This window comes from Microbacterium murale, assembly GCF_030815955.1.
Lineage (GTDB): Bacteria > Actinomycetota > Actinomycetes > Actinomycetales > Microbacteriaceae > Microbacterium > Microbacterium murale_A.
This window is the reverse complement of the sequence record NZ_JAUSXK010000001.1, coordinates 1715261-1738030: the sequence shown is the minus strand read 5'-3', so window position 1 is coordinate 1738030 and position 22770 is coordinate 1715261. Positions and strand designations below refer to the sequence as shown.

Annotated in this window: 18 protein-coding genes and 1 pseudogene; 15 read left to right on the top strand and 4 right to left on the bottom strand. The window is 65.6% G+C overall.

What is annotated here, in order from left to right:
- Positions 1-38 precede the first annotated feature (38 nt).
- The gene (locus tag QFZ46_RS08505) at positions 39-1091 is read left to right on the top strand and encodes an LLM class flavin-dependent oxidoreductase (RefSeq protein WP_307360366.1); all 1053 of its coding nucleotides are present in this window, start codon (positions 39-41) and stop codon (positions 1089-1091) included.
- A 24-nt stretch (positions 1092-1115) separates the two neighbouring features.
- Complete coding sequence (locus tag QFZ46_RS08500; protein ID WP_307360364.1) at positions 1116-1400, top strand: hypothetical protein; 285 nt, start codon at positions 1116-1118, stop codon at positions 1398-1400.
- Positions 1401-1502: 102 nt separating this feature from the next.
- Here QFZ46_RS08500 and QFZ46_RS08495 read toward each other — a convergent pair whose 3' ends face one another.
- A complete protein-coding gene (locus tag QFZ46_RS08495) occupies positions 1503-4052 on the bottom strand; it encodes a purple acid phosphatase family protein (protein ID WP_307360363.1) in 2550 nt (849 codons plus the stop codon).
- A 187-nt stretch (positions 4053-4239) separates the two neighbouring features.
- Complete coding sequence (locus tag QFZ46_RS08490) at positions 4240-5061, bottom strand: hypothetical protein (protein ID WP_307360360.1); 822 nt, start codon at positions 5059-5061, stop codon at positions 4240-4242.
- Positions 5062-5138: 77 nt separating this feature from the next.
- Here QFZ46_RS08490 and QFZ46_RS08485 point away from each other — a divergent pair, with 77 nt between their 5' ends.
- From QFZ46_RS08485 to QFZ46_RS08470, 4 genes are all read left to right on the top strand, one after another.
- Positions 5139-6566, top strand: a complete 1428-nt coding sequence (locus QFZ46_RS08485; RefSeq protein ID WP_307360358.1) for a CCA tRNA nucleotidyltransferase — start codon at positions 5139-5141, stop codon at positions 6564-6566.
- Positions 6567-6636: 70 nt separating this feature from the next.
- The gene (locus tag QFZ46_RS08480; protein WP_307360356.1) at positions 6637-7962 is read left to right on the top strand and encodes a helix-turn-helix domain-containing protein; all 1326 of its coding nucleotides are present in this window, start codon (positions 6637-6639) and stop codon (positions 7960-7962) included.
- A 113-nt stretch (positions 7963-8075) separates the two neighbouring features.
- Positions 8076-9626: an acetaldehyde dehydrogenase ExaC gene (gene exaC, locus QFZ46_RS08475; protein WP_307360354.1), complete on the top strand. Its 1551-nt coding sequence runs from the start codon at positions 8076-8078 to the stop codon at positions 9624-9626.
- Positions 9627-9702: 76 nt separating this feature from the next.
- Positions 9703-10092 (top strand): DUF779 domain-containing protein, encoded by a 390-nt coding sequence (locus tag QFZ46_RS08470; RefSeq protein ID WP_307360352.1) that lies wholly within the window; start codon positions 9703-9705, stop codon positions 10090-10092.
- A gap of 100 nt (positions 10093-10192) precedes the next feature.
- Here QFZ46_RS08470 and QFZ46_RS08465 read toward each other — a convergent pair whose 3' ends face one another.
- On the bottom strand, positions 10193-11248 hold the full coding sequence (locus tag QFZ46_RS08465; RefSeq protein ID WP_307360351.1) for a hypothetical protein: 1056 nt from the start codon (positions 11246-11248) through the stop codon (positions 10193-10195).
- The gene (locus tag QFZ46_RS08460; RefSeq protein WP_307360349.1) at positions 11248-11598 is read right to left on the bottom strand and encodes a PadR family transcriptional regulator; all 351 of its coding nucleotides are present in this window, start codon (positions 11596-11598) and stop codon (positions 11248-11250) included. Before QFZ46_RS08460 ends, QFZ46_RS08465 begins: the two co-directional genes overlap by 1 nt.
- Positions 11599-11830: 232 nt before the next feature.
- On the opposite strand from QFZ46_RS08460, the gene QFZ46_RS08455 reads away from it, so the two are divergent.
- The 9 genes and pseudogenes from QFZ46_RS08455 to QFZ46_RS08415 all read left to right on the top strand — a co-directional run bounded on the left by QFZ46_RS08455 (position 11831) and on the right by QFZ46_RS08415 (position 22766).
- On the top strand, positions 11831-12931 hold the full coding sequence (locus QFZ46_RS08455) for an ROK family protein (RefSeq protein ID WP_307360346.1): 1101 nt from the start codon (positions 11831-11833) through the stop codon (positions 12929-12931).
- Positions 12928-14412: a sulfatase-like hydrolase/transferase gene (locus tag QFZ46_RS08450; protein WP_307360344.1), complete on the top strand. Its 1485-nt coding sequence runs from the start codon at positions 12928-12930 to the stop codon at positions 14410-14412. Before QFZ46_RS08455 ends, QFZ46_RS08450 begins: the two co-directional genes overlap by 4 nt.
- A gap of 22 nt (positions 14413-14434) precedes the next feature.
- Positions 14435-15940, top strand: a complete 1506-nt coding sequence (locus QFZ46_RS08445) for an ABC transporter substrate-binding protein (RefSeq protein ID WP_307360342.1) — start codon at positions 14435-14437, stop codon at positions 15938-15940.
- A gap of 4 nt (positions 15941-15944) precedes the next feature.
- Positions 15945-16907 carry a carbohydrate ABC transporter permease gene (locus QFZ46_RS08440; protein WP_307360339.1) on the top strand — a complete coding sequence of 321 codons (963 nt, stop codon included), beginning with the start codon at positions 15945-15947 and terminating at the stop codon, positions 16905-16907.
- Positions 16904-17806 carry a carbohydrate ABC transporter permease gene (locus QFZ46_RS08435; RefSeq protein WP_307360336.1) on the top strand — a complete coding sequence of 301 codons (903 nt, stop codon included), beginning with the start codon at positions 16904-16906 and terminating at the stop codon, positions 17804-17806. Before QFZ46_RS08440 ends, QFZ46_RS08435 begins: the two co-directional genes overlap by 4 nt.
- Positions 17807-17835: 29 nt before the next feature.
- The gene (locus QFZ46_RS08430) at positions 17836-19485 is read left to right on the top strand and encodes an alpha-L-arabinofuranosidase C-terminal domain-containing protein (protein WP_307360335.1); all 1650 of its coding nucleotides are present in this window, start codon (positions 17836-17838) and stop codon (positions 19483-19485) included.
- On the top strand, positions 19475-20917 hold the full coding sequence (locus QFZ46_RS08425) for a sulfatase-like hydrolase/transferase (protein WP_307360333.1): 1443 nt from the start codon (positions 19475-19477) through the stop codon (positions 20915-20917). Before QFZ46_RS08430 ends, QFZ46_RS08425 begins: the two co-directional genes overlap by 11 nt.
- A 51-nt stretch (positions 20918-20968) precedes the next feature.
- Positions 20969-21745, top strand: a pseudogene (locus QFZ46_RS08420) (sugar-binding domain-containing protein); the annotation flags it as partial.
- A gap of 406 nt (positions 21746-22151) precedes the next feature.
- Complete coding sequence (locus QFZ46_RS08415) at positions 22152-22766, top strand: hypothetical protein (RefSeq protein ID WP_307360330.1); 615 nt, start codon at positions 22152-22154, stop codon at positions 22764-22766.
- Positions 22767-22770: the final 4 nt, after the last annotated feature.

Here is a 22770-nt window from a genome sequence, read left to right as displayed (position 1 = left end):
ATGGGAATGCACGCAGCATCCATTCGGTTGCATAGAGCATGAAGGCTTTCGGATTCCTCTCGTTCGGGCACTACGCACCCGTCGCCGGTTCTGGCACTCGCACCGCCGGCGACATGCTGCACCAGACGATCGACCTCACGGTCGGGGCTGATCAGCTCGGCGTCAACGGCGCATACGTGCGCGTGCACCACTTCGCCCGCCAGGCGGCGTCTCCCATGCCGCTGCTGGCTGCGATGGCGGCGAAGACCGAGCGCATCGAGGTCGGTACTGGTGTCATCGACATGCGGTACGAGAACCCGCTGCAGTTCGCCGAAGAGGCCGCAGCCCTCGATCTCATCGCCCGCGGCCGCATAGCGCTGGGCGTGAGCCGTGGTTCACCCGAGACCGCACTCCGCGGTTACGAAGCGTTCGGGTACGTCGGTTCGGAAGACCCGCGCGGTGCCGATCTCGCACGGGACAAGTTCGACCTGTTCCTCGAGGCGATCGATGGCGCCGGTGTGGTCCAGGGCGACCCGCAACAGGTCGGCGAGGGGCGGTACCTGGCCATCGAGCCGCGATCGGAGACGCTGCGCGATCACATCTGGTGGGGATCGGGTTCGCGTGCAACAGCTGAGGACACCGGCCGCAAGGGCCTCAACATGATGAGCTCCACGCTCCTCACCGAAGCGACCGGCGCGCAGTTCCACGAGCTGCAGCGTGAGCAGATCGACCTGTATCGAGCGGCGTACAAGGCCGCAGGTCACACCGGTTCGCCACGAGTCTCGGTCAGTCGCAGCGTGTTCCCGCTGATCAATGACATGGATCGGGCGTACTTCGGCCTCCGCAGCGCCGAGAACGGTGACCAGGTCGGCATCATCGACGGCTTCCGCTCGACATTCGGCAAGACATATGCCGCGGAGCCGGATGTGCTGATCGAGCAGCTTCTTGCTGATGAGGCCGTGATGGCTGCCGATACGCTCATGCTCACCATCCCCAACCAGCTGGGTGTCGACTACAACCTGCACGTGCTGGAGTCGTTCGCGACCCATGTCGCACCGGCGCTGGGTTGGAAGCCGAACACGGAAGGTCCGGTGCAGGGCGACCCGGCCTGAGACGACGCCCGCTACGCTTCCGGCATGAGCTACTCGCTGAACGGCAGTTCGAACGATCATCGTGTCGATGAGCTGAGGCGGCAGCACCAGCAGCGTCAGACACGGTTCTTCGTCACCTTCGGCCTCGTCGAAGGGCTCGCGCTCGCGGCCGCAGCGATCCTGATCTTCGTGCTGGGGCTTATCGACCCGGAGCAGGGTATCTGGGTTCTCATCGGGATCGCCGCTGTCGGTGCGTTCATTCTGTCGACGAGCCTGATGTCGATGATCCGCCGGCATGCCAGGGAGATGCGTGACCTGACAGGGCGCTGAGCGCCCGCCCTGCACTCCTGCCGGGAACGACGATGCGCCCCCGAGGACGACGATGCGCCGCCGGGGACCGAGCCCCGACGGCGCACCATAGAGACGCGTTGGCTACTCCGCGTGCCGGCGGCGCCGCATCGCGAAGAGGCCGAGGCCCAGAGCGAGCAGCACTACGGCACCGAGGATGAGTCCGGTGCTGTCGGCGCCGGTGGTGGCCAGATCGCCATCACCGGATGATCCACCTACCGAGCCGCCCCCTGAGCCGTTGCCGGCACCGGGATCCGCGCCGCCACCGGCGACAGCGACGGTGACGCCGGCCGTCACCTCAGTGCCGTCGGGAAGGATGACCGCGAGCGTGTGCGAACCCGCTGGTGTGGCCTTCGGAATGGTCACTGCGGTGGTGAATGAGCCATCGGCACCTGCCGTCGCCGTGCCGACCGTCACCGGCGTCGAACGCAGTTCGATCTCGAGTTCTGCGCCCTCGGCGAAGCCGGTGCCGGAGACCGAGATCCTCTCTCCCGCGACGACCGAGGTCGCGCTCAACTCGATCTTCGCCGGAACCTCGGGCTCTGGATCGACCGGCGGGTTGATGCCGGCCTCGGTGACCCACTTCTCGCCCGAATCGTCCTTGGTGACGGTGAACTCGTCGTAGACCGCGCCGATGGGGAGGTCGGTCGTGGCGTTCTCGGTCTTCTCCGCGAGATACGAGCGGTAGACGAGCTGGCCCTCGCTGACGTCGATGACCTGGTACGTCGTCACACCCGCGCCGCGAAGTACCTGGGTCGCGCCGTTGTTGGTCCACACGTTCTCGGCGTCGGGTGCGAGTTCGTAGTGCTTCGCGCCCGAGTTGGAGACGACGTACACCGGGCCGGTCGTGATGCCTTCGGTCTCGGTCGCATCCGTGTTCACGTAACCGCGGGCGTAGGTGTGGTCGTGGCCCATCAGCACCATGTCGATGTCGTTGTTCTGGAACACCGGCACCCACTCCGCACGCAGGATGGGCTCGTCGCGACCCTCGGATGCCGAGAACACCGGCTGGTGGAAGGTGACGACGTTCCACTTCGACGGGCTGCTCTTCAGAACCTCGTCGAGCCAGGCCGCCTGGAACTTCGTCCACATCTCGGAGACCTTCGTCGACGGGCACTCGTCGCCGTTGCACGACGGCAGTTCCGAGGGGGTGAGGAAGGTCGTGTCGCGCGTCGCGTTCAACGTGATGAAGCGCACGTCCTGGTAGTCGGTGAAGTACACCGTCTCGGCTGCGAACTCCGCCCAGTGCTCGAAGTACGCTCGGTACTGCTTCGCGACCTCAGAGTCGCCCTGCGCCAGGTTCGCCAGATCGCCGATCGAACCGATCGCGGGGTTGTTGTGGGGGTACTCGAAGTTCGCCTTCCACGCGGTGAGCAGTTTGTCTCCGGAGTACTCGTGGTTGCCGGGGGCGGCCATCACGTTGGTGCTGACGGCGGAGTTCTGCATGCCCTTGAACCAGTTCAACCACTCCGTGTCGTTGCCACCGGTGTTGATGAGGTCACCGGCGTGCACTGATCCGATGGAGCGGGGCGCGTTCGCCTCCGCCTGCGCGACGACGCTCGGCCAGGTCGTGTCGAGACCGATCTGGGCATCGCCGTAGTAGACGAACTGGAAGTCCTTCTGGTTCGGATCCTCCGTACGGAACTCGAACCAGTCGCTCCAGCTGCCCTCGAGGCCGACACGGTAGCGGTAATCGGTCGCCGGAGTCAGGGCATCGACCGTGGCGGAGAAGTGCTGGTTCGGGTTTCCACCCGCCACGCCGGCCGAGTACGCGTCGACCGTGCGGATGTCGCCGCCCTGGGCCGGTGCGATCTGCACCTGGCCGGACGCGTGCGACGCGTCACCGGCGAGCCACGAGAACGACTGCGAGGTCGCGGGCGTCTCGGTCGGGGTGAGGACGACTCGAGTCGGCGGCGCGACGATGGGCTGGCCCGGCTCGGATGCCTCCACGAGCGTCAGCGAAGACATGTCGAAGTAGATGTCCGAGCTCGTGTCGCGGTCCTGGTACAGCGCGACCGCGACCGTGTTGGTGCCGTCCTGGAGCACACCGGCGTCGGCGGAGAACGTGCTGGTGACCGGGTCGCCGTTGCTGTCGCCGGCATACTCGATGTTCGTCGTCTCGGTGATGCGGCCATCCGCGTAGCTGGCGACCTTGGTGCCGTTGACCCAGACGACGATCGCATCGTCGTAGGTGATGGTGCTCTGCAGCGCCGCCAACTGCTCGGTGACACCGGATCCCAATTCGAACGTCGTGCGGAAGAAGAAGGTGGGGACGTTCGGCGCACTCGAACCGTCGAGGTACTGATTCAACTTCGTCGTCGGCACATGAGGTCCGACGCTGGCGAGTTCGCCGCGCTTCGCCCCGAAGCTGCCGGGGGCGCTCTGCCACGTGGCGTCATCGAAGTCGGCCTTGGTCCAATCGCGGACCCCGGCAGGGGCAGGCGATGGGTCGGTGCCGTCGTCGAGGTAGCGCCAGGTCGTGTCCGTCGTGATCACCGGGGCGTCTGGCACCTCGGCTTCGACCGATGCGGCCATGGCCGCGGGGGCGGCGAATGAACCGCCCAGCAGAGTGAGCAACGCCGCGGACGCGAGTCCACTGCGCCGCCACCGCACGGCAGGGGAGGGGGAGGTCATGTCAGTCCTTCGGGAGGGGGAGGCCGCGCAAGCGCACGGCCTCCCCAGCAGACCGGGGTCAGATGACCGGATGCTGTCGCTTCGGCGTCGCTGGGGTGAACGCGCGGTGCTGCGTCCTGCACTGCATGCCCGAACCTGAGGCGGCGACGGTCGCGGGTCGCAGACTCCTCCGGGTCCCGCGAACGAATCAGGCGATGACGATCGTCTTCCGCACGAGGATCGGGCGATCCGTTCCCTGCGCGGTTCCCTCCACCGTGTAGGTCCCCGCTGTCAGTGCTGTCGGCGGTCGGTAGGTGTTGTCGTGGTAATACGGTCCGTCCACCGCCGTCAGTGCGTCGGACGTCGCGAACTGCAACACGTCGGTCTCGCCTTGCTTCTGCAGCGTCAATGTCCAAGGGACGGTGTAGGCGCGGTCTGCGTCAGCGCCGGTGTAGCCGACGGTCACGGCGTAGTTGAGCACGTCGATATCGCTGAAGATGTCATCGTGCATCTCGGCTGTGAAGTCGAACGTGATGTCGTCGGCGGGCGCCCGTAGGCCGGCGATCGGTGCCAGGACTCGGATGCCGCGCCAAGTCGGGATCGTGCGCGCCGATGTCACGTCCAAGGTGACTCTGTAGTAACCGCGGGGTACCGCTGTCGTGTCGAAGACGTCGGACGTCGTCCAGGTCTCGCCCTTGTTGATCTCCTGAGATCCGTTCGCGATCGGGATCGACGGAGCGGATTCGTCGTAGATGTTCTTCAACGTGAGGGTCCAGATGAAGAGGCCGATCGTCGGGTCGCCGGCATCAGTCGAGTCGTAGAAGATGTTCGCCGTGTAGCTGAGGGGGCCGGTGAAATCGTTGGCCAGATCGGCCGACGGCACGGAAGGGAAGAAGAACATCGCGTTGTTCTGCACGGAAGCGGCGGCCAGAGGAAGCGCGACGGCCGTCGCGATCACCGGGACGCTCCAGGCGGTTGCCTTCACGAAAGTGCGCCGATCGATCGAGGAGGATGCCGACGCGGTTGTCATTTCGTTGGAAGAGTTCACGAGGCCATTTAATCAGAGGGATTCAGAATGGTCCTCGTCAGGTCGGTATTCTGGAACCCATGCTCAACATGGCCGAGGGACTCGCTCGTCTGGGTGCGCTCGCCGAGGGGCCCGTCGTCGCCGAGGTCGCGCGCGCGTTCGAGGCTGCGGGGTTCGAACTCGCCGTCGTCGGCGGTCCGGTGCGCGACGCGCTGCTCGGACGAGAGGTGAACGATCTCGATTTCACGACGAACGCTTCGCCCGACGAGATCCTCAAGATCGTGACGCCGATCTCATCCACGCAGTGGGACATCGGCCGCGCCTTCGGCACGATCGGCGCCAGGGTACGCGGCGAGCAGGTGGAGATCACCACTTACCGTGCTGACAGCTACGACGGAGTCACCCGCAAGCCCACGGTCGAGTTCGGCGACACGATCGACGGCGATCTCGTGCGCCGCGACTTCCGGGTCAACGCGATGGCGCTGCAGGTTCCCGCCGTCAAGCTCATCGACCCGACCGGTGGCGTGGAAGATCTGGTCACCGGCATCCTGCGCACCCCCACCGACCCGAACGTGAGTTTCGGCGACGACCCGCTCCGGATGCTGCGCGCCGCGCGCTTCAGTGCACAGCTCGGCTTCGAGATCGAGGCGGGCACCCTCGAGGCGATCGGCCGGCTGCGTGAGACCCTCAAGATCGTGAGCCCCGAGCGCATCCAGGGCGAGTTCGTGCGCCTCATGCAGACCGACGACCCCGCCCGCGGCATCCGCGTGCTGGTCGACACCGGGCTCATCGAGGAGTTCCTGCCCGAGGTCAGCGCGCTGCGCCTCGAAGTCGATGAGCACCACCATCACAAGGATGTCTACGAGCATTCACTGACCGTGCTCACCCAGGCGATCGAGCTCGAACACGCACGTCACCCTGATGCCGCGCCCGACGTGCCGCTGCGTATCGCCGCGTTGCTGCACGACATCGGCAAACCCCGCACCCGCAAGCTCGAGCCGGGAGGGGCGGTGACCTTCCATCACCATGACGTGGTCGGATCGCGCATGGCGCGCAAGCGGCTGCAGGGCCTGCGCTTCGATGGTGACACGACCGATGCCGTCGCGACCCTGATCGAGCTGCATCTGCGCTTCTTCGGCTATGCAGAGGGAGCGTGGACCGACGCCGCTGTGCGTCGCTATGTGCGTGACGCCGGTGATCTGCTGGAGCGCCTGCACATCCTCACCCGCGCGGATGTCACGACCCGCAACAAGCGCAAGGCGTCCCGTCTCGCTTCCGCCTACGACGATCTCGAGAAGCGCATCGCCGACCTGCGCGAGCAGGAGCAGCTCGACGCGATGCGTCCGGAGCTCGACGGCAACCAGATTCAGAAGGCCCTGGGTATCAGCCCCGGTCGAGAGGTCGGCGAGGCCTACAAGTTCCTGCTCGACCTCCGGCTCGACGAGGGCGTGCTCGGTGCGAACGTCGCCGAGCAGCGCCTGCGCGAATGGTGGGCGACGCGGGGCTGAGCACAGCGGTGCGCTCCTGCCGCGGCGTCGTACACTGAGATCACGCTCCGTCACTGAAGACAGGAGAGCCTTGTCATCATCATGGTCAGCATCACGTGACGTCTCCGCTGAGGCATCGCGTCTGATGATCGAGCGTGCGCACGAGGAACTCGTGGCCGGGAACCTCGAAGATCGACGGCTCGAGAACGTGCGTCCCCTGGTGCGGGACTCGTGGGAGCGATCCTGGCGACTGCGGGTCGGTGCTGAGGGCCTTCCTCCTCTCGCGCTCGATGCGGAAGAGCTCGAACGGTATCGGCTCGATCATCCTCTCGCTGATGCGATGGCCATGATCCGCAGACTGCTGCTACCGGGCGATCCCGCGGAGTCGGGGGTGGTTGTTGCCGTGGGAGATCACGCCGGACGTCTGCTCTGGGTCGAGGGCGATCTGGACAAGAGGGTGCTCAGCGGCGAGATGGGATTCGTCGCAGGAGCGGACTGGTCCGAGGGCGCGGTCGGCACATCCGCGCCGGGAACTGCGCTTCGGCTCGGGGAGTCTGTGCAGATTCATCAGGCAGAGCACTACAACCGGCTCGTGCACCCGTGGTCGTGCACGGCAGCGCCGGTGCTCGATCCTGAGACGAAGCGGATCCTCGGCGTGATCGATGTCACCGGAGGGCCGGAAGTCGCCACGCCGCAGGCGCGCCTGTTGGTGGATGCCACGGCGAGGGCCGTCGAGTCGGAACTGCTGGTGGCCAGGCTGCGAGCGCGCGGCACGAACGCCTCCGCCCCGCCTCGGAGAGCTGCGCGCCGCGCGGCCCCGATCAGGACGATGCTGCGGGTGCTCGGGAGGGATCGAGCGCTGCTGGAGGTCTTCGCCACCGATGCGGAGACCGTCGTAGAACTCAGCGCGCGGCATGCGGAGATCCTGCTCATGCTCGCCATCCACCGTCAGGGGATGTCCGCAGAACGTCTGGCCGAACTCGTCTACGGCGAAGGCGCATCGCCTGACACGCTGCGGCCCGAGATGGTGCGGTTGCGCAAGGTACTGCAGCGCTCCGCGCCCGAGCTCGCACCGGAGTCCCGGCCGTATCGTCTGGGCGTGCCCCTGGAGACCGATGCGCATAACGTGCTCTCGTTGCTCGATCGCGGCGCCCATCGCGTGGCGCTGCGCTCCTATCGAGGTCCCGCTCTTCCGGAATCGACCGCTCCCGGCGTGGAAGAGCTGCGTGACGGCATCCGTGCCGCGCTCCGCGAGGCGATGCTCACCGAGGCCAGCATCGATGTGCTGCTTGCGTACGCCGACATCCCGGAAGGTGCGGAAGACGTGGAGGTGCTGCGCATGTGCCTCGAGATGCTCCCCGCACGTTCGCCGCGTCGTGCGGGATTGGTGAGCAGGATCGAGAAGCTCGAGTCCTGATCCGGCCGGCGGCGCAACCGGATGCAACGTGCCGCACCCCCGCGCAACCTCGCCCGGCATACCTTCGACGCACAGCCCCGCAGCAGTGCAGCTGCCCGTCGAAGGAGACGCACATGACGATCGTCGAAGAGACCGTATCCACCGCGTATGCGGCCCCCGGCACCGCCGGCGCCGTGGCACAGTACCGCCCACGGTACGGCCACTACATCGGCGGGGAGTTCGTCGAACCCGTCAAGGGCCAGTACTTCGAGAACGTCAGCCCTGTCAACGGCAAGCCGTTCACCGAGGTCGCTCGCGGCACGGTGGAGGACATCGATCGTGCCGTCGACACGGCATGGAAGGCGTTCTCCTCCTGGGGAAGAACGAGCCCCGCCGAGCGCAGTATCGTGCTCAACAGGATCGCCGACCGCATGGAGCAGCACCTCGAGGAGATCGCGGTCGCCGAGACCTGGGAGAACGGTAAGCCGGTCCGCGAGACGCTCGCCGCGGACATCCCGCTCGCCGTGGATCACTTCCGCTACTTCGCAGGCGTCCTGCGCGGTCAGGAGGGTTCGCTCAGCCAGCTCGACGAGAACACCGTCGCGTACCACTTCCAGGAGCCGCTGGGTGTGGTCGGTCAGATCATCCCGTGGAACTTCCCGATCCTGATGGCGGTGTGGAAGCTCGCACCCGCGCTCGCCGCAGGCAACTGCATCGTACTGAAGCCGGCGGAGCAGACGCCGGCATCCATCCTGTTCCTGTTCGAGATCATCGGCGATCTGCTGCCGGCCGGCGTCGTGAACATCGTGAACGGCTTCGGCATCGAGGCGGGTGCGCCGCTCGCGCAGCACAAGAAGATCCGCAAGATCGCGTTCACAGGTGAGACCACCACGGGCCGCCTGATCATGCAGTACGCCTCGCAGAACCTCATCCCGGTGACTCTCGAGCTCGGAGGCAAGTCACCGAATGTGTTCTTCGAGGATGTCGCCCGTTCTACGGACGACCTGTTCTACGACAAGGCGCTCGAGGGCTTCGCGATGTTCGCGCTGAATCAGGGCGAGGTCTGCACCTGCCCGTCGCGCGCGCTCATCCAGCGTTCGATCTATGACGGATTCCTCGCCGACGGCCTCGACCGCGTCGGCAAGATCGTTCAGGGCAACCCGCTCGATCTGAACACCATGATCGGCGCTCAGGCGTCGAACGATCAACTGGAGAAGATCCTCAGCTACATCGACATCGGCAAGCAGGGCGGCGCGAAACTGCTCACCGGTGGAGAGCGCGCGGACCTCGGCGGAGATCTCAGCGAGGGCTTCTACGTCACGCCGACCGTCTTCGAGGGCACGAACGACATGCGCATCTTCCAGGAGGAGATCTTCGGCCCCGTTCTCGCGGTGACGAGCTTCGACGACTACGACGATGCGATCGACATTGCCAACGACACCCTGTACGGGTTGGGATCAGGCGTATGGACGCGCAGCGGCGACACCGCCTACCGCGCGGGCCGCGCGATTCAGGCGGGTCGCGTGTGGACGAACACCTACCACCAGTACCCGGCGCACGCCGCGTTCGGCGGATACAAGCAGTCCGGCATCGGTCGGGAGAACCACCTGAAGATGCTCGATCACTACCAGCAGACGAAGAACCTCCTCGTGTCGTACGCCGAGGGCCCCATGGGCTTCTTCTGAACCGACTGAACAGACCTCGGGCGGGCGCCGCCGCTGGCGCCCGCCCGAGAGCCAGTTGCCATCGGAGGAGGATGACATGCCGAGCATCGGCACGTATCACCGGGTCGACGTGACGGATGCCGCGGCATCCCTGCTTCGTGATCTCACCGTGCAGCACGGCCCGTTGATGTTCCATCAGTCCGGCGGATGCTGCGATGGCTCGAGCCCGATGTGCTATCCGATCGGGATGTTCATCACCGGCCCGAGCGACGTGCTGCTCGGCGAGATCGATGCGGGCATGGATGCTCCGATCGAGGTGTACATGTCCCAGTCGCAGTTCGAGTACTGGAAGTACACGCACCTCACCATCGACGTCGTGCCGGGACGCGGTGCGGGGTTCAGCGTCGAGGGCCCGACGGGGATGCGATTCCTCATCCGCTCCCGCATGCTGAACGACGCGGAACTGGAGTACTTCGGGCTCGGCTGACCGCGTGCCGCCGGGTTAGTGCGCGAGCTCGACACGCGCTTTCACTCGCAGCCAGGTGCCGTGGCGCGCTTCGGTCCCGTCGGATTGGGCGACCAGATCGTCACGGCTCCGGAGTCGGTGTGGCCCCATCCACCGGAGCATCGGTCGGAGTCGGAGTCGGCGACGGCGTCGGCGACGGCGTGAGGAGGCCGGGTGCGCGGAGGAACGGTGCCGCCGCATCCCTGACCGTCGACGTGCGGATCTTGCCGGTGTTCGGATCGACCCTGCCCTCCTTGAGTGGGTAGATGTTCCAGACCTCTGCTTCACGGGCATCACGGAAGGGGACGCGGACAGGGGCGTCGCCGTCCCACCCGAAGCCCTGCCATATGCCGTCGCCGCTCTCCTCGATCGTTCCGCCGAAGAGATTCAACGGTGTGCCGCGGTCGGTGTACAGCTGCACACGGTTGATGAGCTCGCCGTTCTCGTCGTACGCGAAGATGTTGCCGACCTGCACGCCGTCCAGCAGGAGGCCGGGCTGCTGGTAAGCACCGTTGTCGACGTACTCGACCCGTGGAATCAGGACTGAGGAGAGAGCGAAAGGCAGCGTGAGCACGGCGATCACGCTGATCACCGTCCGCATGTGTCGTAGCGCGTTCTGGGGGAGCCATCGGCCACGACCCCATTGCACGCTGACGAGCATCATGGCGAGGAGGATGAGCCATCCGAGCGGCGAGTCAGGTAAGACCGATCCGCTGCCGCCGAATGACGGCGCCCCGAACAGCGCGTGCGCGATCGCGTAGATCGCGAAGCCGCGCAGCAACCACCACACGGGTCGAAGCGCGATGAACAGATCCAGCAGCCACGCGCCGAAGGCGCTGCGACGCATGCCGGTAGCGATGTGGCTGAGGCGCCTGGACACTCGCGCGCGCAACGGCTGCCGCTTGACGGCATCCGACCGCTCAGGCAGTCCGGCTGCCGATCGCAGCTCGGCGGCGTACGCGGTCGGATCACCGAGTTCGAGTACGCCCCCGCGGTCCGCCGCCTGTTCGGTGAGGTCGGCGGTGAGTCCCACGATGATGTCGTCGACCTCGTCTGCAGGCAGGTCGTCGAGGTGCTTGCGCACGGCATCGGCGAAAGTGCGGATGCGCTCGTCGAGCGTGATCTCAAGGTTGTTCATCACTTGTCTCCGATCGTGCGGGATGCGGTGCGGGCGGGTGTGAGCAGGCCGCTCATCGCCGTGGCGAACTCGGCCCAACTGGCGGTCTGCGCATCGAGCGACTTCACGCCCTGCGGATTGATGGCGTAGTACTTGCGGTGCGGCCCGCCCTCGGACGGTACGACGTAGCTCGACAATGAGCCGGCGGCGTACAGTCTGCGCAGAGTGCCGTAGACCGAAGCGTCTCCCACGTCTCCGAGTCCGGCGTCGCGCAGGCGTCGCACGATGTCGTAACCGTAGCCGTCCTCCTGTCGGAGAACAGCGAGCACTGCCACATCCAGTACGCCCTTGAGCAATTGCGTCGTATCCACAGAACCCCTCCAATGCATCGCACACTACCACGCACTGCGCGGTAGTGTGCGAAACGTAAGTTCCAACGCCGATCGTCTCGAGGGTTTCCGTCAAGTTCTGTCGAGAACTAGGCAGAATATGCATCGAATCGTTGACGTAATGATTACCCCTTCCCACACTGAAGGAGTGCCAACGACGACATCTCCTTCTCGGCCCTCGCCCCGAGCTCATCACGAAGCCCAGGTATTGGACGTGCTGCGCGTACGCGGCAGTGCGAGTCGGGCGCAACTGGCTGCCGGTACACGCCTATCACGCGCCACGATCTCCGAGATCGCCGCGGATCTTCGTCGCTCCGGGCTGATCGTTCGGTCGCAAGGAGGGTCCTCCGGCCGCCGAGCTGGACGCATCCCGGAGCTTCTCACCTTGAACCCCGACTTCGGCGTCATCGTCGGCGTCGAGTTCAGCCACACGCGTGTGACAGTGATCGCCACCGACGCGACGCACCGGATCATCGGCTCGAAGACGCGAGATCACGATCGCGAGGAACCGTGGCCGCAACGGCTCGGCTCGGCGGTCGGGTTCATCGATGCCCTTGTGCCTTCACGCGCGCCATTGATCGCGATCGGGTTCGGCGTTCCCGGTGCGATCGCCGGTCGAGCCGGAGTCCTCGCGGGCATCGCACGGCAACTCACCGAACGCTATGGCGTGCCGGTTCGCTCGGAGAACAACGCTCGTCTGGCGGGTCTGGCGGAATTCTCCTGGGGTGCAGGGCAAGACATGAACGACCTGATCTACGTGCGTCTGTCGGAGGGCGTCGGTGGTCTTCTGATTCTCGACGACGAACCGCGTCTCGGAACCACAGGTGCGGCCGGCGAGTTCGGGCACGTCTGCCTCGACCCGAACGGCCCAGTGTGTCGCTGCACGAACCGAGGGTGCCTTGAGGCGTACGTCGGGTTGCGGACTGTGCTCTCGCGTGCGGGGGCGGAGTCGGTCAACGCACTGCGAGACGCTCTGGATCGGGATGAACCACGCGCACATGCGGTCGTCGCCGACGCGGGCGCGCGGATCGGACTGGTTCTGGCCAACGCCTGCAGTGTCCTCGACGTATCGTCTGTGGTCCTTGGCGGCCCGTTCACCCAAGTGGGGGATCACCTGCTGCGGATAGTCCGTCAGTCGATCATGCGCCACGCGCACAGCGGGAGCGCAGACGGACTGCGAATCCGTCTCGCGGAGCTGGGAAGCGTGGACGGAGCCCTGGGCGGCGTCGCACTCGTCCTGCGCGACCACACGATCCCGCTCGCCATCCCCGCCACATCCGCCTCGAAGCGCTCGGAAGAGGCTCGCACCGCATGAGATCGAACATCCTCTTCTTCTTCACCGATCAGCATCGCATCGACACGCTCGGCTGCTACGGCAACGACATCGTCTCGACTCCTGTTCTCGACGCCATCGCCGCACAGGGAACGACGTTCCGCAGGTTCTATACCCCGACTGCGATCTGCACTCCAGCCCGCGCGAGTCTGCTCACCGGAGCCGCCCCGTTCCGGCACCAGCTGCTCGCGAATTACGAACGCAACGTCGGGTATCGGGACGAACTCGCGGACGACCAGTTCACTTTCAGCGCGGCGCTGCGCGAAGCGGACTACAACGTCGGATTGATCGGCAAGTGGCATGTCGGTCTGCATCGCACTCAGCACGACTACAGTTTCGACGGCATCCCCATGCACGGATGGCACAACCCGGTGGACCACGCCGAATACCTCGCTTACCTCGAGCAGCATGATCTGCCGCCGTATGCGCTCACGGATGAGATCCGCGGCACATTCCCGAACGGCAGCCCTGGCAACCTCCTGGCCGCGCGGCTGGACCAGCCCGTCGAGGCCACATTCGAGTACTTCCTCGCAGAGCGCGCGATCGGTCTGCTCCGCGGATACGCGTCAGACCACGAGAAGACCGGGAAGCCATTCTTTCTCGCGACGCACTTCTTCGGGCCCCACCTGCCATACAACATCCCGTCGCACTACTTCGACATGTACGACCCGGAGGACATCGACCTGCCGAAATCCGTTGCGGAGACGTTCGCCAACAAGCCACCTGTCCAGGCGAACTACTCGGCGCATTGGGCTTTCGACACGCTCACGGTGGCGACGTCGAAGAAGCTCATCGCCGCCTACTGGGGCTACGTCACGCTGATAGACGAGCAGATCGGACGCATCGTGGACGTCGCGAAGGAACTCGGTGTCTATGACGACTCGGCCATCTTCTTCGGCGCTGACCACGGCGAGTTCACGGGTGCCCACCGCCTGCACGACAAGGGCCCTGCGGCCTACGAGGACATCTATCGCGTTCCCGGTGTCGTTCGGCTTCCGGGTGGGCACGATCCACAGGTCGCCGAACACTTTGCGACCCTGATCGATTTCACGGCGACGATCCTCGATGTCGCTGGTCTCGACAGCGCCCAGGCAGAGGACGGCTCCAGCCTGGTTCCGGTCGTGCGCGGCGAGGACCCGCCGTGGCGGGACGACCTGGTGCTCGAGTTCCACGGACATCACTTCCCGTATCCCCAGCGCATGCTCGTCACCGACAGCTACAAGCTCGTGATCAATCCCGAGTCGATGAACGAACTCTACAACCTCGTCGACGACCCGGACGAGATGCACAACAGATACGAGCACCCTGAACTCGAACTGATCCGAAACGCCCTGTTGCAACGGCTGTACACGCAGCTGCGAGAGCGGGGCGACAACTTCTACCACTGGATGACATCGATGTACCCGGTCGGAGAGAGGGACTACGACGTCTCTCTCAGCTCCTTCGACCAGGTGCAGACGTGACCCGAGCGAATGGGAAACAACCATGAACACCAGCAAGCACGACGCCTTCGGGGTTGTCGCCGCCCGCAGCAGGGCGATCGAGCTGAGCCGACGCGGATTCCTCGGAGCCGTAGGGGTCGGTGGCATGACGGCGCTCCTCGCGGCGTGCACTGGCGGCGGCCAGTCCGCACAGCAGGCATCCACCGATGACGGCACGCTGCAGTGGTGGGATCAGTTCCGACCGTTGACCACGATGCTCGAGGCCAGTCTCTTCGCGCCGTACATGCAGTCGAACGCAGGCATCGAGATCGAGCGCCGGCAGATGGAAGCGCCCGACCTTGCGCAGGCGATTCAGGTCGCGCGTCGCAGCAACCAGATGCCCGACGTGCACTCTCTCGCGGGGCTGGGGGCGGCGTCCGCGGCTCTGGTCAGCGAAGACTGGTTCCAATCGATCAGCGCTCACGCCGACTTCGAAGGCAGCGATATCGGCGACCAGCTGTTCGACGGCATCCATCGCTTCGACGGCGAGGTGTATTCGGTCCCACTCTTCTCCGGCCGATTCCATGAGGCCACCCCATGGGTCAACACGGAACTGCTGGGAAGGGCTGACATCGATCCGGCGCAGAGCCCGGCCACCTGGGACGACCTGCGTGCCACAGCCAGGCAGATCACAGACAAGACGGGTGTGCACGGCCTTGTGATCCCGACGAAGGAAGTGCCGTACCTCACTGCCCTGGTCACTTATCTCGCGCAGAGCGCGGGCGCGCCGGGGACCATCGACTGGAAGAGCGGTGAGTACGCGTTCAACTCGCAGGGGTTCGTCGACGCGATCGAGTTCCTCCTCTCGCTTCAGACGGACGGCGTGGTCCACCCGTCCTCGCCCTCAATGGGTGCCCGCGACGCTCGCGCGCGCTGGGCGGCCGGTGAGGCGGGCATCTACATGTGGGGACCGTGGATCATCGGCGGGCTCATGGTGGACGAGCCCCACGCCGTGGAACGAGGAGTGGATGCCTGGCGGGTGCCGACTGCGGAATCCACCCGACCTATGCTCAACCGTGGCCCAGGCGCGGGTGTGTTCTGGGTCAACAAGGATTCGCAGCAGGCGGAGGTCGCGGCGGAGCTGCTGCTGCAGATGAGCTCGCGCGATTTCCAGCTCCAGCTCGCGGCCGCGATGGATCAGCCGCCGGCCCTCGACGTCGTCGCAGAGGCAGACGTGCATCCCGCCTATGCCCGCAACATCGGATACATGGCGGATGACGTCCGCATCAGTCCGGTTCCCGAGGCAGGCAACCCGTCGACGTGGCGGGTGGCCGCGGAGATGCAGGACATCCATCCGAACCTGGGTGAGGTCGCTCAGGCGATCCTCACCGGCAGCACCACCGACATCAAGGGCGAGCTGACCAAGCTCAACGACGCGATGAGCGCGGAACGTGACCGAGCGATCGAGTCGGTCAAGAGAGACGGTGCAGAGGTCGGCGCCGAGGACTGGGTGTTCGCGAACTGGGATCCGACCGCTGACTACGACCAGGCCGCGTACGCGGCGCGATGACCTCATGACGATCACAGCATCCGCGCCACCACCCGTCAAACAGAAGGGCGCAGCGCGCCCGAAGCGATTGAATCACCTCCGCCAGAACTGGTGGATCTACGTCTTCCTGCTCCCGACGTTTCTCGGGTACGGCGCCTACACCGTCTACCCGTTGCTGGCATCGTGGTGGTACGCGTTGCTCGACTGGCCAGGGTTCGCGATGTCCGGCGAGTTCATCGGATTCGAGAACTTCGAACGGCTGTTGACGGACGATCAGTTCTGGAACGCGTTCGGGAAATCGCTGCTGTTCCTCGTGATCGCCGTGCCGGCCCGCGTAGGCCTGGCCCTGCTGCTCGCGTTGTGGCTGAACAGCAAGAAGACGCCGTTCCCTGGCTTCTTCCGCACGCTTTTCTTCCTTCCCGTGGTCACGACGGGCGCGATCATCGGCATCGTCTTCACTCTGCTGCTCGACGCGAACGGCCCCATCAGCCTCGGGCTGGTGTGGGCCGGGATCACCGAGACCCCGACCAACTTCGTGGCGAACGCGGGAACGTCGCTGTACGCGGGCATCGCGGTGTGGGTGTGGAAGTGGCTCGGCATCACGATGATCTACTGGCTGGCCGCGCTGCAGACCGTTCCACAGGATGTGCACGAGGCCGCGATGCTCGACGGAGCGAACGGACGCAAGGAATTCTGGCACGTCACGTTGCCGCTGCTGGTGCCTTTCCTCGTCATAATCACCCTCATCGACACGGTCAGCGCTCTCAACGTCTTCGACCTGATGCACACGCTCACAGGCGGAGGTCCCGCGTTCTCCTCCGAGGTGATCGAGATTTTCATCTACCGCACAGCCTTCGCAGCGACGGTTCCCCAGCTCGGCTATGCATCTGCGGCTGCTGTGCTCTTCGGCCTGCTGACTGTGATCATCGCCGTCGCCCAGGCAGTCGGTGTGCGGTGGGCGCGCAAGCAGATGGGAAGCGGCTCATGAGCGCTCTGGACACCCGAACCATGACCACGCAGGACAGCGACCGATCCGTGCTCCGCAAACTGCGGCGAGGTCGTCCGCTGCGACCGGGACGCATACTGACGTTCGTGGGGCTGCTCGTCCTGTCCCTGGTGTGGATCTACCCCTTCATCTGGCTCGTATCCGCCTCGTTGAAGGACTCGTCCGAGATCTTCGGAGACGGTCTCGCCCTCCTGCCTGAAGAGCCCATGTGGGAGAACTACGCACGAGCCTGGACGGAGGCCGGGTTCTCGTCCTATTTCCTGAACACCGTGCTGATCACCGCCGGCACGATCGTGTTGGTCGTCGTTCGCAGCGCCCTCGCCGGATACGTGCTCGGGCGGTTCGACTTCCCTGGAAAGAAACTGCTCATCGGCGTCTTCCTCGTCACGTTCTTCCTGCCGGAGGGCTACACGATCATTCCGATCACGCAGCTCACCGACCAACTGGGCCTGCTCAACACCCATGCCGGCGTGATCCTCGGTCTCGGGGCCGGCGGGCAGATCGCCGCCACGCTGCTGTACGCGGGTTACTTCCGCGGGCTTCCGAAGGAACTCGAAGAGAGCGCGAAACTCGACGGCGCAGGTCCGTTCCGCACATTCTTCCAAGTGATGATGCCGATGGCATGGCCTATCACGGCCACCGTCGTGATCCTGACCTTCCTGTTCGCGTGGAACACCTACCTGCTGCCCCTGGTCTTCACGCTGAGCGAGCCGAACCTTCGCACCCTGGCGATCGGCATGACCGTTTTCGTCGGCGAGTACGGTCAGGACTGGTCGGGGATGGCAGCAGCCGCAGTGCTCTCGATGATCCCCGTCATCATCGTGTTCGTGATCCTGCAGCGCAAGTTCGTGGACAGCATCGCCGGGGCAGTGAAGCAATGATCGAAACCCGGAGAACGGAGCCGCCCAGCATGCACACCGACAACACCACCCCCCGACGTGAAGCACGCGCGTTCATCGACACGACCCGGCCAGTGGGGAGGATCGACGACGATGTCTACGGGCACTTCCTCGAATCAGCGTTCTTCGGCAACATCGAAGGCGGGGTCTTCGATGAGGGGTCGCCCCGGTCGGTCAGCGAGCCGGGGCTGCTCAACGGCGTCCGCCGGGATGTCCTCGACCTCGTCCGCGACCTCGCTCCCGGTCCCATCCGATGGCCGGGAGGCAACTTCACCTCCGGCTACCGGTGGGAGGAGGGCGTCGGACCGCGCGATGATCGTCCGACCAGGTTGGACCTCGCGTGGGGCGACACCGAGAGCAACCGCTTCGGCACCGACGAGTTCCTCGCCTGGGCCGAAGCCGTCGGCGCCGAACCATACCTGGTCCACTCCTGCCGCGACGTGGATGAGGCCGTGCGGTGGGTCGAGTACACGAACTCTCGCCACGACACCACTCTGACGCGGAACCGCAGGACCAACGGGCGGGACGAGCCGTGGAAGGTCCGCTACTGGGGCATTGGGAACGAGGTGTACGGGCCGTGGCAGATGGGACATCGGTCGGCAGACGAGTATGCGCTCGCCGCCCGTGAGCATGCCCGCTTCATGCGCCTCGTCGACAGCGATCTGAAGCTCATCGGCGTCGGTATCCCCTGGGATCAGGAGCACTGGACCCGCGCTGCGCTCGAACAGGCGGGGAAGTACTTCGACTACCTGTCATTGCATCTGTACGGCGCGACCACCGAGCTCTGGGCAGGTGACGACTACGAGAACATCGTGGCGCAGTCCCTGTACTTCGAGCAGGGCATGAACACGTACTCGCATCTGATCACCTCCCTGTCCGACGAGATCGGCCTGCCGAAACCGCCGCAGATCACACTCGACGAGTGGACGATGCGGCACCTCGAGCCCGCAGCCTGGGATGAACCCCAGCGGGGAGACGACGGCGGCGTCGCGCCGCGCGATACGCCCGAGGTCGACGGCTGGCCGAACGCGCTCCGAGTGAACCGCTACGCACCGCGCACCGTGGGAGACGCGCTGTTCAGCGCGGGAGTCCTCCACGCGATCCACCGCACCGCCGGGCATGACACGGCGGTGACGATGGCGAACCCCGTCAATCTCGTGAATGCCAACGGCATCATCGTCGCCCGCCCGGAGGGTGCCTTCGGATCGGCGCTCTATCACGTGTGGCACTTGTACGGTCGGCAGCTCGGCCGCACCGTGCTCCACGCGGAAGTGGACGGGCCATCCCGCAGCGCATCCGTCCCTCTCGGCGACAACCGGGTGCCCTCGGGAGGCCTGCAGACCGCGAGCATGACCGTGCCGTTCATCGACGTCTCCGCGACTCGCGCAGAAGACGGAACGGTTCGGATCGCCGTCATCAACCGGCATCGCGATGAGGCCATCCGGTTCCGTCCCGTCTTCGACGGGCGAACCGATCGTACGCCGCCAGCGGCACGCATCCACCGCATCGGCGCCGACATCGCGGTGACGGATTCGAACAGCCTCTCGGCGCCAGACGTGATCGGCACCCGGGATCTCGGTCAGGTCGACGCGGTCGATGGAGTTTGGCTGATGCCGCCGCACTCGGTGACCGTGCTGACGATGGACCTTCATGGACGGTGACGCGTCGAGGCCGAACATCCTGCTGATCAGCACCGACCAGCAGCGGTTCGACATGGTCGGAGCCTATGGGAACCCGGCCGTGTCGACTCCCAACCTCGACCGCCTCGCCGAGCAGGGTGTGGTGTTCGAGAACTGCTACGTGCAGAACCCCGTCTGTGCGCCGTCTCGCGCGAGTCTGATGACCGGACAGTACGTGTCGACGCACGGACTGCATGCCAACGGCGTAGATCTGGCGCCGGAGAAGGCGCTGTTCTCGAAGCACCTCGCCGACGCCGGGTACGACTGCGGCTTGGTGGGGAAATTCCACCTCGGATCCGCGTTTGACGGCCGCACAGAGCCCCGCCTCGATGACGGATTCCGAGTGTTCCGCTGGGCGCACGACCCGTATCCCGGGTCGTCCGAGAACTCCTATCACCGGTGGCTGAAGGCGAGCCATCCGGACCTCTTCGCGGCGGTGGTGGGGCGCCGTGGGCTGTTCGACACCATCCCGACCGAGGCCCACTACAGCCACTGGATCGGTGAGGAGACCATCGACTTCCTCCGGTCGGACCGTGTCAAGGACAAGCCGTTCTTCTTCGTAGCGAACTTCTTCGATCCGCATCACGGCTTCGGCGCACCGGAGGAGTACATGCGTCGTTACGACGATGTGAGGCTTCCCCCGGTCGTCACACGTGAGGGAGAACTGGACAGCAAGCCGGCGATCCAGTCGGAGTCATCTCTCGCCTCGTACGCCGGGCACGCCCGCGGCTACGCCTCGTACAGCGAGGAAGAACTGCGCGAGACGCGTAAGGCGTACTACGCGATGGTCTCCCTCGTCGACGACGAGGTGGGGCGCATCCTCGACGTGCTCGCGGACGAGGGGCTCGCTGAGGACACCATCGTCGTGTTCACCAGCGATCACGGCGAGATGCTGGGCGATCACCAGCTCATGCTCAAGGGGCCTTTCATGTACGACTGCGCCGTACGCGTACCGCTCATCGTCCGATGGCCTGGCCTCGCGAGTCCGGGGGACCGAAGTAGCGAACTCGTGCAGTGGATCGATCTCGCACCTACCTTCCTGCAGGCAGCCGGAGTGGGCGTGCCCGCTGCGATGCAGGGGAAGAGCCTCGAAGGCCTCATCGGCGGCGACGACGTCGAGTGGCGGGACTGGGCGATGTGTCAGTACCGCGACAGCGGTCACCCCCATGACCCAGCCGTGCATGTGACGATGCTCCGACACGACCGGTGGAAGCTGGTGGTCCACCACGGTGCACCGGCCTCAGGGCGAGCGCGCGCCGGTGAGTTGTACGACCTGGAGAACGATCCCGACGAGCTCACGAATCTCTGGGATGACGACGCCCGACGACAGGTACGGGCGGATCTGCAGGAGAAGCTCATCGATGTCCTGGTGGCATCCGAAGATCGCAGCAACCCTCGACTCGCCGCCTGGTGAGCGTAAGACATCGTGGAGGCCGACGTGACTGATCCCGACTACCCGCGTCCGATGCTGGTCCGCCCTCTGTGGCAGGATCTGACCGGCCCGTGGGGGTTCGCTTCCGACGCTGACGATCGGGGGCGCGCTGCCGGATGGCATCAGGATGCCGCCCCCTTCACCCGAACGATCGCCGTGCCGTATCCACCGGAGAGCAGGCTGAGCGGGATACACGATTCTGACTGCCCGGATGTGGTGTGGTACCGCCGTGAGGTGATGCTGGATCGAACTCCCGCCCAGGGGGAGCGGCTCGTGCTCCACTTCGGAGCAGTCGACTACCGCGCCTCCGTCTGGGTGAACGGTCTGTTCGTCGGCGATCACGAGGGAGGGCATACGCCGTTTGCGTTCGACGTCACGGAAGCCCTGGTCCCGGAGGGAACGCAGACGATCGTCGTGCGGGCTGAGGATGAGCGGGACGACCCGTCCCAGCCGCGGGGAAAGCAGGATTGGCAGGCGGAGCCGCACGGGATCTGGTACCACCGCACCACCGGGATCTGGCAGCCGGTGTGGGCCGAGCTCGTGCCGGACGTGCATGTGCGGGCGGTGCATTGGACTCCGGATGTGCCGACCGCCACGGTCGGATTCGAGATCGAGCTGTCGCAGGTTCCGGCGGCGCCGGTCGACATCAGGGTGCAACTGACGCTCGGTGAAGAGGTGATCGCGCACCAGACGTTCCGCACGACGCGTCGCAACGATCACTGGTCGATATCGCTCCCGGCAGGCCGCCACGAGATGGAACTCGGACGTCTGCTGTGGAGTCCGGAACGCCCCACGCTGCTCGAGGCCTCGGTCGAAGTGCGAGACGGCGACCTGACGATCGATGCGGTCGAGTCGTACGTGGGATTGAGGAGCGTCGGCATCAAGGACGGACGATTCCTCCTCAACGGGCAGCCGCGATACCTGCGCCTCGTTCTCGCGCAGAACTACTGGCCGGAGTCGCACCTTGCGGCGCCGTCCGCTGACGCTCTGCGCCGAGAGGTCGAGCTCGCGAAGGAACTCGGCTTCGACGGGGTCCGAATTCACCAGAAGATCGAGGATCCGCGTTTTCTCGCCTGGTGCGACCGGCTCGGCCTGTTCGTGTGGGGGGGAGATGCCCAGCGCGTACGAGTACTCGAATCGGATGCTCGGGCGCCTCACCCGCGAATGGCTCGAGATGATCGAGAGGGACCGGAGCCATCCGAGCATCGTGACGTGGGTGCCCTTCAACGAGAGCTGGGGCGTCTGGCACGGTCTGGCTGTCGCGCAGCAGAGATCGGCCACGCGGGCGCTGTATCACGTCACCAAAGCCCTGGATCCGAACCGACCCGTAATCTCGAATGACGGGTGGGAACACACCGAGAGCGACATCTGGGGCCTGCACGACTATGCCCCTGCCGGCGACTCGTTCCGGGAGCGGTACGCCGACCAGGACGGCATCGCCCGGATTCTCGGTGATCGACCGCCGGCCCGCCGCACGGCCCTCCTCGACGATCCGGTCCACCGCGGGCAACCGGTCATGCTGACCGAGATCGGCGGCACCAGTCTCAGGCCGGGCGAGGGAGAAGCCTGGCACGGCTACGCGACGGTCGCCTCGGCAGATGCGCTGACGGACCGCGTGCGCGACATCGTCGATGCGGTGCTCGACAGCCCGGAAATCGCGGGGTTCTGCTGGACGCAGCTCACCGACACCGAGCAGGAGACGAACGGGCTGCTGACCGCGGATCGCGAGCCGAAGGTCCCGTTCGAGGTGATCCGGCGCATCCTTCAGAGGCCTGCTCGCTCGGTCCCCGCAGAGGCCATCGACGCGGCGCGCCGCGAGGCAAGGGAGTGACGTC